The sequence below is a fragment of the Dyadobacter sp. genome (genome assembly GCF_051859145.1).
Classification (GTDB): Bacteria; Bacteroidota; Bacteroidia; order Cytophagales; family Spirosomataceae; genus Dyadobacter.
The window spans coordinates 1-11,048 of the sequence record NZ_JBHYGF010000097.1 but is presented as its reverse complement, the minus strand read 5'-3'; the positions used below and the strand labels follow the sequence as shown (position 1 = coordinate 11,048).

General features: G+C 46.2%; 12 protein-coding genes. 4 read left to right on the top strand and 8 right to left on the bottom strand.

The window, feature by feature from the left end:
- From ACTIE6_RS07230 to ACTIE6_RS07215, 4 genes are all read right to left on the bottom strand, one after another.
- Window positions 1-519 (bottom strand): LysM peptidoglycan-binding domain-containing protein (locus ACTIE6_RS07230; protein ID WP_439555997.1); only part of this gene is annotated, 519 nt, incomplete at its 3' end.
- 61 nt (window positions 520-580) lie between these two features.
- Window positions 581-1,072 carry a 5-(carboxyamino)imidazole ribonucleotide mutase gene (purE, locus tag ACTIE6_RS07225; RefSeq protein WP_056282865.1) on the bottom strand — a complete coding sequence of 164 codons (492 nt, stop codon included), beginning with the start codon at window positions 1,070-1,072 and terminating at the stop codon, window positions 581-583.
- 5 nt (window positions 1,073-1,077) lie between these two features.
- Window positions 1,078-2,220 carry a 5-(carboxyamino)imidazole ribonucleotide synthase gene (locus ACTIE6_RS07220; protein WP_439555996.1) on the bottom strand — a complete coding sequence of 381 codons (1,143 nt, stop codon included), beginning with the start codon at window positions 2,218-2,220 and terminating at the stop codon, window positions 1,078-1,080.
- 108 nt (window positions 2,221-2,328) lie between these two features.
- Window positions 2,329-4,389 carry a BatA domain-containing protein gene (locus tag ACTIE6_RS07215; RefSeq protein ID WP_439555995.1) on the bottom strand — a complete coding sequence of 687 codons (2,061 nt, stop codon included), beginning with the start codon at window positions 4,387-4,389 and terminating at the stop codon, window positions 2,329-2,331.
- Between the two features lie 198 nt (window positions 4,390-4,587).
- Between ACTIE6_RS07215 and ACTIE6_RS07210 the strand changes: the two genes are divergently transcribed.
- Window positions 4,588-5,139 (top strand): YcxB family protein, encoded by a 552-nt coding sequence (locus tag ACTIE6_RS07210; protein ID WP_439555994.1) that lies wholly within the window; start codon window positions 4,588-4,590, stop codon window positions 5,137-5,139.
- A gap of 75 nt (window positions 5,140-5,214) precedes the next feature.
- The gene (locus ACTIE6_RS07205; RefSeq protein ID WP_439555993.1) at window positions 5,215-5,652 is read left to right on the top strand and encodes a GNAT family N-acetyltransferase; all 438 of its coding nucleotides are present in this window, start codon (window positions 5,215-5,217) and stop codon (window positions 5,650-5,652) included.
- Between the two features lies 1 nt (window position 5,653).
- Here ACTIE6_RS07205 and ACTIE6_RS07200 read toward each other — a convergent pair whose 3' ends face one another.
- Both ACTIE6_RS07200 and ACTIE6_RS07195 read right to left on the bottom strand, forming a co-directional pair.
- Window positions 5,654-6,277: a DUF1684 domain-containing protein gene (locus ACTIE6_RS07200; RefSeq protein WP_439555992.1), complete on the bottom strand. Its 624-nt coding sequence runs from the start codon at window positions 6,275-6,277 to the stop codon at window positions 5,654-5,656.
- A gap of 85 nt (window positions 6,278-6,362) precedes the next feature.
- Window positions 6,363-6,902: a hypothetical protein gene (locus tag ACTIE6_RS07195; protein WP_439555991.1), complete on the bottom strand. Its 540-nt coding sequence runs from the start codon at window positions 6,900-6,902 to the stop codon at window positions 6,363-6,365.
- Window positions 6,903-7,172: 270 nt separating this feature from the next.
- On the opposite strand from ACTIE6_RS07195, the gene ACTIE6_RS07190 reads away from it, so the two are divergent.
- Window positions 7,173-7,592 carry an OsmC family protein gene (locus tag ACTIE6_RS07190; RefSeq protein ID WP_439555990.1) on the top strand — a complete coding sequence of 140 codons (420 nt, stop codon included), beginning with the start codon at window positions 7,173-7,175 and terminating at the stop codon, window positions 7,590-7,592.
- Here the strand turns inward: ACTIE6_RS07190 and hemW are convergent.
- Complete coding sequence (gene hemW, locus ACTIE6_RS07185) at window positions 7,589-8,710, bottom strand: radical SAM family heme chaperone HemW (RefSeq protein ID WP_439555998.1); 1,122 nt, start codon at window positions 8,708-8,710, stop codon at window positions 7,589-7,591. The two genes, ACTIE6_RS07190 and hemW, sit on opposite strands and share 4 nt — an antisense overlap.
- The gene (locus ACTIE6_RS07180) at window positions 8,710-10,776 is read right to left on the bottom strand and encodes a TonB-dependent receptor (protein WP_439555989.1); all 2,067 of its coding nucleotides are present in this window, start codon (window positions 10,774-10,776) and stop codon (window positions 8,710-8,712) included. Before ACTIE6_RS07180 ends, hemW begins: the two co-directional genes overlap by 1 nt.
- 82 nt (window positions 10,777-10,858) lie before the next feature.
- Between ACTIE6_RS07180 and ACTIE6_RS07175 the strand changes: the two genes are divergently transcribed.
- Window positions 10,859-11,048, top strand: a 190-nt coding sequence (locus ACTIE6_RS07175; protein WP_439555988.1) for a hypothetical protein, incomplete at its 3' end; no start/stop codon positions are given.

Genomic DNA, 11,048 nt, shown 5'->3' with positions numbered 1-11,048 from the left:
CAAAACGTCACCCGGACCTACTGTGTGTACTGCCTTAACCTGTACTTTCAGTTTGGTAACACCTGATTTTACATCAGATACATCGCTGTTCAGCCCCTGTAAAGTTTCGGTTTTCAGGTTATATCTCGACGCGATACTTGAAAACGTTTCGCCGCCCTGTACGGAATGCGTGATTGTTTCTCCACCAAGCGAGCCTGCGGATACAGTTGGTTTGGGCTTTTCTGCAGCTGCAACAGGTGCGGGTTCTGTTTTGGTTTTAGAGTTGCTGCCTGATTCTTCAACTGACCCGGTCTCGGCAAGCGGCTCGTCTGTAATGGGCTCAGCCGCTGATTCTTCCAGTGTCGAGTCAACTACCACAGATGTGAGCTCCTCGGAATTGGAAGAGCTGTCGGAGATATATTCATAGCCGACATAAAGCATGGCTAATACCAAAAGCACCAATACCAGCAACGTAACGATCGGTAAATTTGACTTTTCGGTGGGACGGATATTTCTTTTTTTGGCGAATTCGTCTTCCATAACTTAGCCGTAGATCAGGTTTTTAGTGGAGTTAATATTTCACGAAAATAATAAACGCGTACTAGTTTGCAAGTTGCTTTCTTAATTCCTCATTCATCGCTGAAACTTTGTCTTTCAGGCTTTCTTTGAATGCATCGAGGCGTTTTCCGGTTGCTTCATCACTCGCGCCGATGATCTGGGCGGCGAGTATTCCGGCATTCCTGGCTCCGTCCAATGCGACTGTCGCAACAGGCACGCCTGCTGGCATTTGCAGAATAGATAGTACCGAATCCCAGCCATCGATAGAGTTGCTTGATAACACAGGTACCCCGATAACCGGGAGTGAGGTAAGTGAAGCTACCATTCCCGGCAAGTGTGCCGCGCCGCCTGCGCCGGCTATAATCACCTTTAATCCGCGTGACCTGGCAGTGGAAGCATATTCCAGCATGCGCTCGGGCGTGCGGTGCGCGGATACAATTTCCATTTCAAACGGAATGCCCAGCTCGGTCAGCGCGTCGGCTGCAAGCTGCATTACTTTTCCGTCCGAGAGGCTTCCCATGATGATACCTACCATTTCAATTATTGCGTTGGTTTTGTACTGATAACCCTGATATTGTTCTTTACGAAATCTACTTTCTCTCTCAAAGCGGTAAGATCGCTGTCCATAATGGTAATATGTCCCATTTTACGGAAAGGTTTGGTAATGCTTTTCCAGTACAAGAATGGAAAAACCTCCTCTTTCGCCAGCAGCTTCTCCATTCCTTCGTAAACTGCCGGACCTTCAAACCCGTCTTCGCCCAGCAAGTTCACCATAGCCGATGGACCATAAGCCTGTGTGCTGCCCAGTGGCAAGCCCAGTATTGCACGCCAGTGTTGCTCGTATTGGGAGGTCGCATTGGCGCGGATCGTGTGGTGCCCGCTGTTGTGCGGCCGCGGCGCTACTTCATTGATCAGTACTTCACCGTCCTTTGTAAGGAAAAGTTCTACCGCCAGCAGACCTACTATCTGAAAAGCTTCCGCCGTTTTCTTAGCAATCTCTTGTGCTTTGCTATTAATTTCCTCCGAGATTTCTGCCGGCGCAAAGAGGTACTCGACCAGATTGATCTCGGGATGAAAAACCATTTCTACGGTCGGGAATGTAGCGGTTTCACCCTGGGCATTGCGCGCTACCAGCACAGCCAGCTCTTTTTCAAAATCAACCGCTTTTTCCAGCAGCCCGGGTTTGTCAAAAGCTTTGGATAGATCCTGTTCGGAAGTGAGCCGCTGCACGCCGCGCCCGTCGTAACCGTCTTTGCCCAGCTTGTGGAAAGCGGGCAGAAATGATACGTAATTATGTACGTCCTGTTGATTTTCGGTTAAAATGAATTCAGCTGTGGGCAGAATGTGGTCGAGGTAAAACTGCTTTTGAATGCGTTTATCCTGGATCTGGCGGATTACAGAAGGTTGCGGGTATACTTTCTTGCCTTCCTTTTCAAGCGCCTCCAGTGCCTCAACATTTACCTTTTCAATCTCAATCGTGATAATGTCGAGGTTTTTGCCAAACTCATAAACGGTATTGTAGTCCTGTAAAGATCCTTGCTGAAAGTGAGGGGCAATTTTGCAGCAGGGCGCTTCTGCATCCGGGTCCAGCACGTGGATATCGAGGTTCCAGTCCACGGCAGCTTGCAAAAGCATTAAACCCAACTGTCCGCCTCCAAGAATTCCAATTCGGTATGAAAGCATTTACGAATGTAATTGTGGTGCGCGCAAAATTGGCTTAAAAACCGCTAACATAAAACTGAATTGGCATCTTTTGAAGAAAATCTGACAAAATGCAACCGGGTGACTTACTCATTTCAGAAGCCTGATCAATGCGGTTTCGACGAGGAGAAAGAACAGCGCCGCGTACAAAAAGTACTTCCAGAGATAGGTACCCATATTTTGCTGCTGAAATGCGGTTGAAAATGCTTCGTCATCTATTTTGTCAAAAACCTGGACATTTTTCTGTCCGGCAAACAGTGTCCTCAGTTCAGCTGGCGAGTAGTATTGCAGTTTTGATTCCGCATTATTATGGTTGAGCGCAATGAGCTGTTCCGGCTTGTTGTCGCGTACCAGCTCGTAATAACCCGCTGCAAGTCCCTCTCCCAGCTGGTCGCCCTGAGGTATGCTGAGCAGCAGCTGGTTGCCGCTCACACGCTGCACCGGAATAAGCTCGGTCTTGTTTCTGCGAAGTTTGTAAACTGCATTGGGTTGAACATTGGCTATATTCAGGTCGATCGGGTCTTCGTCAAACTTGTAAGATGTGCGCTGTGCGCGCACGCTTGAAGCTGCGATCTTGTACATAACCGGTACAAAAATCGCGTGCTGGGCTACCTTCCCATATTCGGGGTTAAATGGCGCTGCGAACAGATATAACTTGCCCAGACCTGCCGTAACCTGATTGAGGTAAACCTGTCCATTACGCAACGCAAGCAGCTGTTGCCCGGAACTCGACCAGGTGAGAACAGGTGCGGCAGTAGGCAGGTTCAGGTTGATCTCCTGCCGCACAGATTCTTCAAATACATCACTAAAAAATGGATTGTTTCGGTCGGGGACGGCCAGATCTATCGGGTTTGGCGGCGTATTTGCATTCACATTCAGTCCGCGCACACCCAGTCCATTTAAAAAGGCAGCATAACTTTCCGCCTGCGGGTTAACCGGAGGTACTAATGCAACACTGCCGCCTTTTTTGACAAAATCCTGTAATTCCTGTGGCAATGTGCCCGAAACCTGGTTCAACCCTTCCAATACAACCAGATCTGCATTCCTGATCAGCCCGGGATCTACATTCTGTGCGCTATAACTCTGGAGTGTAAACAGGCTGTCGTTGTCATATACATTCTCAACATAATTCCCACCCGATTTTTGACCATATATATGTAACACGCGGATCAAAGGGGAGGAGTTGAGCACGAAATAGTAATTGTTGTCGAAGGTAACCGGGAAATCGTCAAAGGTAATCTGCCCCTTTTTGTAACCTTTTCCTTTTAAATTAAAATTGAATTTGGCAGTCGCACTGCCGTTTGCGGGTACATTGACAGAAGCGGTGGAAGCCTGCGTATTGTCCAGACTGAGCTTCAAAACCACATTCTTAGCTTCCTCGGTACCTGAGTTACTTACTTTCACAAACAGGATGTTGTTTTGCAGCTCACGGATAAATGGTGTATTCAGCCAGGTAGAATCGACAAAAATGTTCTTCTCTGCCGCCGCCTGAACAGGTACCAGGAAAACCTGATTGGTTGTGTCCGTCTTCAATGCGCTCAGGTTTCCGGCGGTGCTTTTCTGGAAATCGGAAAACCAGAAGAACTGGTTTTTGCCCGCTTGCTGGTGTCGTGAGATCAGATTCTCTTGTCTGCGGTAAACCTGGTCGAATGTTCTTGGAGTATTTGAAAGATTGATTGTCGTGAGCCTGTCGCGCAGCTTTTCTGCCGGATAAAGTCCCTGTTCCTGGGCCGAGAAATCGTTGGTAACCAGTTGGAGCGACGTGGAATTTTTAAATAGTCCCAGTAAGTCACTCAGCCGCTGCGTGGCAATATCCAGAAAACGTTTGTTGTTGAGCTCGCTTTCCATACTGTACGAATTATCAAGGTACAGGCTGGTAATACCTTGCCGGCTGACTGCGAGCTTGTTTTCTGCGGGAATATATGGTTGAGCGAATGCGAATGCGAGACAGCTGATCGCCAGGATCCTTGCTGCAAGTACGAGCCAATGTTTGATCTGTCTTACTGAACGCGTTTTGGTTTCAACTGATTTCAAAAAAGCCACATTGGTGAAGAATACTCTCTTGGTGCGGCGAAAATTAAAAATATGAATGGCAATCGGAACAGAAACGGCCAGTAAACCCCATAAAAATGATGGAAACAGAAAACTCATTGGATCGAATCGAAATGGCTGATTTACTTGTTCAACGCAGTTAAGAAAGACAAATTACACTAAAATCTCATAACTGGTTTTTATTTCAGGGCCTTTCTGATATGTCGCCCGGTTTTTCCTAACTTTGCACTTCATTTTCGAAAATCTTCTTCTTCTTTATTCTGTCGAGAATCGGAATTTGTTAATTTAAACTGAGTTATGGCCAAAGTTTCGGTGAACAAACACCAACCCGTTTATCAAATGCCCACGAACCCGGCTGCGGTTCGCACCAAGAAATACGCATTACCTACCAAAACATACATTATCCTGGCTATGCGTTACTTTTTTAAGACGCAGCTCAAATGGGGTTTGATCCCCCTGGCCCTGATCCTGATCAACGCAGTACTTAATTTAACAGGCGTTTATCCCAATCTCTGGATTTATATTACGGTGTTTGTGGGTGTGATACTTTACATTTTGTTCTGGCTGATCCAGTTTACAGGAATTACCCAGCTGGCCCAGTACAAGCCCATGTTTGAGAAGTTTCAGTATGAGATCGACAATCGTCAGATCCTGATGAAGCTGAACCAGAAAGAGGGAAGCATCATGAAATGGGAGCAGATTATGGATGCGTATAAAGATAAGGAGGCTTACGTACTAGTCATCTCAAAAGGACAGTTTCTCCACCTTCCATTCCATATCTTTACTTCGGAGCACGATATCAAAGTATTTGAGCGCATTATGAAGCAAAAGAACTTCTTGAAAGCTTAATCACCACATTGTTAAGATCAGCCTGATTCTGCCAGAGTCAGGCTTTTTTATGCCGCCACTTTCAGCTTCTGCACGATGGAACAGCGCCCCGTTACATTTACAAGATTTAAAGAAACCGACCGCGCCGAGCTCGCTGCATTATACGAGCAGGTAATGCGTGAAACTTTTTACTGGTTTGACGAAGCTCGTTTAAATGAGGTCAGTTTTGACGATGATACCGAAAGCGAGTTCATCGTAGTGGCCAGGGTGGGGGAAAAGCTGGCGGGATTTGCGTCCGTGTGGCTGCCGGACAATTTCATTCACCACCTATACATTGACAGTGCATTCCAGGGAATGGGCATCGGGAAAGCTTTATTGGGGAATGTAGTCAAAAGATTGCAGGGGAATGCAACACTTAAATGTCTGGTCCTGAATTCCCGGGCGGTTCAATTCTACAAAAAAAATGGCTGGAAGCAGATCTCAATGGGAGATTCTGACGACGGAGAGTATATCTTATTCGCTTACAATCCGTGACCTATTTCAGGCTAGTCTCCTCATGCTCCTTCGCAAATTTCTTCTCACCTGCTGGTATCGCAACGGAAAGGTGGTTTGCAGCTGGTGGAATGGGGCAATTGTAGCCTGAGCTATAAGCACAGTACGGGTTGTACGCTTTATTAAAATCAAGTACGTAAGTGTTGTTCTTGATATCTGTTGTTTTAAGGTCGATATAGCGACCGCCTCCGTATGATTCCGTTCCATTGGTTTTGTCTTTAAATGGAATGAACAGGTAATCCTTATACTTGGCGACTGTCTGCAAACTCAGGCTGCGGTATACATTCAATTTTTGCTTCTTCCCGTTTACGCGGAATTTCAGCACGCCGTAACGAACGTAAGTCTTCTGGGTACCACTGTAAGTAGGCATTTCAAAAGATTTCCCGCCTCTCGATTTTTCAAAATGCGCCTCGACACTGTATGAAGAATCAGGATCGTAAAATTGAAGAAAGCGGAGATCGTCTTTTTTCAGCGGGGAGTTCGGGGAATGAAGGAATTCCTTCTTGTAACTGTCCCTAAATTTATTGGTCTGCTCTGCAAAATCTTGTGCACTGCACACAGCAGTTGTTAAAACCAGAAACAGAAGTGTGTTAAAAACGGCTTTCATTTGGAAAAAAGTAAATCCGGTAAATTGCTTACCGGATTTGAGTGAATGATGTTCTGTAATATATAATTAAAAAACCATTCCAGAATTATTTCACTGATACTTTACGGATTTTAGATTCATCAATGTTGAATGCTTTTACAACCGCATTGTAATCGTTGTAATCCAAAGCTCCACTGGTTCTGGCTGCAAATTCCGATGGGATTACAATAATCCTGAATTCCTGGTTTCTGGTGTAAACCGGATCCAGTGTACCCCTGTTAGCAGTTCCGTCCAGGAAGATCCTGAAATCATTGATCGTACGATCAAAGTTGTAGGATAAAATTCCATTCGGCAGGTAAACTGTCAGCGGAAGCAACCGAAAAGCATCTACTTGCTGGTTTCCGGAGTTCACCGTTTCCCAGTTGCTGTAAATAAGAACTGCGTCGCCTTCATACACTTTCAGCTTTGCCTGGTCCCAACTCATAGAATATTCATAATCATTGTCGGCCGTAAAATTTACGCCAACTAGATCTATGGTTTCCCCGATAAGTTCATCGCCTACCGGCCCTTGTGGTCCCTCCGGACCGCGGCAGCCCTGGAATAATGCGACGAATACGAGTAGCAGTGGAATGAGTTTCTTGTTCATGATTGCGCTAAATTAAAATTGAAGATTGTTTGTAAATATGCATTTAGATTGCCTTGCAATGATAAAGTTTAATTCCTGGCTGATCGTTAACTTTCATTAACTAAATTGCCCTGGAAACAAGTACAGGCACTTTCTGGAACAGTTAGAAGATCGTTTTTATTGCAAAAGGGTAATAATATAATAATTTGCGTAGATGTGGGAAGCACATTACTTTACGCTTTGAAGCTGCATTATTTAAATCAATCCATACATACAAAACCAAGACCAAAAATGATAAACCGTAAAGCAACAGCCGTTTGGAAAGGAACCGGTAAAGAAGGAACCGGCACGATCAGTACGCAGAGTACCGTGTTGGAAAACACACAATATTCATTCAATACACGATTTGCAGAAGGAAAAGGCACTAATCCTGAGGAGCTTATCGCAGCTGCGCACGCGGGTTGTTTCGCCATGAAGCTAAGCTTCGAACTGAATGCAGCCGGATTTACAGCCGACGAGCTTGATGCAACTGCTACAGTAAGTCTTGATCCTTCGAAAGGACAAGTTGTAAAAAGCGCGATCGACTTGAAGGCGAAAGTGCCTGGAGTATCTGCTGAGCAGTTTGCTGAAATCGCTGACAAAGCGAAAAAAGAATGCCCGATTTCGCAGCTGCTGAATGCAGAAATTACGCTGAATGCGGAGTTGCTTTAAATAAATAAATCGCTTGCAATCCGGTCGGCAAATAATTTGCCGGACTCGGTGAGCAGCAAAGTATCGGATTCTTCACGGATCCATCCGTTTTTCTTCATGGTCAGCAACTCGTTTTTGTTGACCGTGAAGAATTTCCCTTCTGACAGCGTTTGAAGCTTGTCTACATTCACACCCCATTTGGTACGCAAGCCGGTCAGTACGTATTCGTTCGTCTGATCTTCCGCAGATAACTGCTCGAAAGTGGCCGGAATTATACCAGCCTCAATTGCCTCTACATATTTTGCATTGTTCGAAATATTGAATTCCCTGCTAGCTCCATTATAGGAATGCGCACTTGGCCCCACACCGAGGTAAGGATGCTGTTTCCAGTAAGAGCTGTTGTGCCGGCTGTAATGTCCGTTCCTGGCAAAATTGGAGATCTCGTACTGCTCGTAGCCGTTTTCAGCAAGTTTTTTAATCAGTATCTCAAATTGCCGGGCCGCAAATTCCTCGTCAATCGGCTGGATTTTCTTTCTTTTTAGCCAATTCCCAAAAACGGTCTGCGGCTCTATTGTGAGGCAGTAAGCTGAAATATGTGAAACGTTGAGTGCAAATGCTTTTTGTAGATCCTCTTTCAAGATCTGATCATCAGGCGCCGGAATCGCGTAGATCAAGTCGATTGATATATTGTGGATACCCACTTCCTGGGCAAGCTGCACGCATTGCGTCGCCTCGCCAGCGGAATGCACGCGGTTCAGGAATCTAAGATGATTTTCGTCGAAAGACTGTATCCCGATACTCAGCCTGTTTACCCCAGCCTGGTAAAATCCTTTTAGCTTTTCACGCGTCAGATCGTCGGGGTTTGCTTCGAGGGTAATCTCTGCGTTTGTAGAGATGGTAAAATGCTTTCTAGTGGTATCCAGCAGCAGATCGAGCTCTTCCTTACTGAGTACCGAAGGAGTACCTCCGCCAAAGTAAATGGTTTCGATCTGCTCCTGACCAAGGTAACTTTTGCGCAGCGCAATCTCTTTCGCTATCGCCTCCACCATCTGCCGCTTGCCGGAAGTATTGGTGCTGAAATGGAAATCGCAATAGTGGCAAGCCTGTTTACAAAAAGGAATATGAATGTATAAATGCATTACCTCGCGTTTTTCTGCCACTCCCAGCCAATTTTCAATCCTGCCCAGAGGTTATCCTTCGGTGCACTGTTGAAATACCGGTTTCCAAATGCATTCAAATCGTAGCCCATGCTGTAAATGCCTGCATTGACCTTTTCTGCTGATGCTGAAAGTTCACTGTAAAAATGGCGACCCCAGCTGCGCTTCCAGCTTACGCGGGCAATCCACTGGTTGTTAGATGTATTTTTGATTGTGTTCGCATCATTAAGATACATTGCGTCGGCGCTCTGGTAAGTCAGGAATGCGGAAATTCCGTATTTAAGTAAAATGTCCAGTCCTGATGTTTGCGTAAAACGCGGGATACCTGGCAGGAACTTGCCGCTCAGATCTGTTTCTGCTTGCTGGAAGTTCTCAAATGTATATCGGGTCCAGGTTCCGTTGTTCCATAATCTGAGCGAAACCGGCAGTTCCGGATTCGAAAGCAGATCGTAGGAAACCGTCCATTCCAAACCATTCTGGCGCGTTTTGCCAGCATTGATAAAGTACTCAGATCCTGCTTCATTGGTTCTCCTCACAATGCTTTCCTTCAATGCAAAGTGGTACAGGCTCACTTCTCCGGTGATGCGTTTGCCCGTTCTCCGCAAGCCCACTTCTGTGTTCACCCCGCGTTCCGCATTCAGGTCGCGGCGGAATCCTCCGGCTGATGGCCGCACCTCTTGTAAGGTAGGAGGTGAAAATCCGCCGCTGTAAGAAGCTGTAACAGACCAGTTACCTGCTATTACCTTGTTAGCTGCAAAGCGGGGTATAAAAATGCCGTCGAAATTCCGCTGTTCTTTTGCGTACGGAAGTTCAAAAAAGCGTTCGTATTTGTATTTAAATGTGTTATAGCTCACACCTGCACTCAATGTCATATCGGTGAACAGCACTGCTTCCAGCTGGCTGAAAACGGAAAGGTTCGTTGTCCGGATATCCTCCACAGTTTGCTGCTCCCCCGGAATGCCGCTCAAATTATCATAATTACGCTGCGCCGATTTTCCATATTGCCACTCAAAACCGGTCGTCCACTTGGTTTTTACATTGCCAAATTCAGCCTGGTTTTGCCAGATGTTACGTCCGCCAATTCCATTTTCATCCCGCTTTTCATAATTGGAAATAAACGGGTTGGCAAAATCGGTATAGGTAAGGTACAATGCATTGGACTGTGTCCAGCTATCGGAGAGTTGCAGAGTGTAGTTTCCACCTAACATTGCCAGTTTGGTATAAATGGCTGCCCGCTGTGCCTCGCTACCCGGTACTGTTGCTGTTGACGGTCTCGCCTGTTTCGGATCGGCCCGGTACTGCGCCAGGTTGATCCCGCCTGGTGTTTGATAATAAAGATCAGAGTACATACCCAGCAGCGATAATGTACCTTTTTCTCCTATTCTGGAGGAAGAAGTAAACCGGATTGCGTCGCGAGACATTCCGCTGTGGTTGCGGTAACCGTCCTGCTCGCTATGTCCGTACTGAATAGAAATATCGCCGACCTGTATCAGGGAGTTCCGGCTCTGAAAACCGTATTTTCCAAAACTCACACTTTGTTCAACCCGGTTTTGAAAAGCATTATTAGGATAGCTTTGCAGCAGCACAACTCCTCCTGTTCCTGCACCATAAATGCTGCTGCCCGGACCTTTGATGATTTCCATTCCCTGAATTGCATCGTAATCGACAGAATTGAGGGGTGTATTTCCGCTTGCATCGGTGAATGGGATCCCGTTCCAGTAAAACTTCACATTCCTTACCCCGAAAGGCGACCGCATTAAACTGCCTCGCACTGAAAACCGGTAACTGCCCGGTGAACGTTCTTCCATTCTCACGCCGGGCACACTGCTTACCGCGTTGACCCAGGTCGTTGGGGAAAATCTTCCAAGTGTGCGTGCGTTCAGAACTGCTACGCTTGCTGTGGTTGTGAGCGGATTTGTTTTTGATTCAAATGCATTGACCGTGACTTCCTGCAGCTGGCGGGCAGACAGTGAATCGGTCTGAGCAAATACTGCGGGGCAGGTTGTTCCAAGAAGTAAGGTTAAGGCTAGTGGGCAAAGTTGACGCATGATGCTGGGGTTATACCAATAAAGTACAAACGAGATATACAAAGATATCCGGCCTGTTTATCTACCAACAAACCCATTCCAATTGCGCGAAGTTCAGCCAGAATGGGTAAGTAAGGCATTGAGAACAAACTTCCACAAAAATGAATGCCAAAGAGCACTATACGTTTGTGGTAAGGTTTTTGTAATAACACCTTCGAATGACAACATTTACACACAAGTCTTACCAAAAAAACAAAATATGAAAAAGATCACTTTGATGGTCGCTTCGATGC

Coding starts and splice junctions, on each gene's coding strand:
- ACTIE6_RS07195 (WP_439555991.1), bottom strand. CDS start 6,902: ATGAACAAGAAACTCATTCCACTGCTACTCGTATTCGTCGCATTATTC.
- ACTIE6_RS07180 (WP_439555989.1), bottom strand. CDS start 10,776: ATGCGTCAACTTTGCCCACTAGCCTTAACCTTACTTCTTGGAACAACC.
- ACTIE6_RS07215 (WP_439555995.1), bottom strand. CDS start 4,389: ATGAGTTTTCTGTTTCCATCATTTTTATGGGGTTTACTGGCCGTTTCT.
- ACTIE6_RS07200 (WP_439555992.1), bottom strand. CDS start 6,277: ATGAAAGCCGTTTTTAACACACTTCTGTTTCTGGTTTTAACAACTGCT.
- ACTIE6_RS07190 (WP_439555990.1), top strand. CDS start 7,173: ATGATAAACCGTAAAGCAACAGCCGTTTGGAAAGGAACCGGTAAAGAA.
- ACTIE6_RS07210 (WP_439555994.1), top strand. CDS start 4,588: ATGGCCAAAGTTTCGGTGAACAAACACCAACCCGTTTATCAAATGCCC.
- purE (WP_056282865.1), bottom strand. CDS start 1,072: ATGGTAGGTATCATCATGGGAAGCCTCTCGGACGGAAAAGTAATGCAG.
- ACTIE6_RS07220 (WP_439555996.1), bottom strand. CDS start 2,220: ATGCTTTCATACCGAATTGGAATTCTTGGAGGCGGACAGTTGGGTTTA.
- hemW (WP_439555998.1), bottom strand. CDS start 8,710: ATGCATTTATACATTCATATTCCTTTTTGTAAACAGGCTTGCCACTAT.
- ACTIE6_RS07205 (WP_439555993.1), top strand. CDS start 5,215: ATGGAACAGCGCCCCGTTACATTTACAAGATTTAAAGAAACCGACCGC.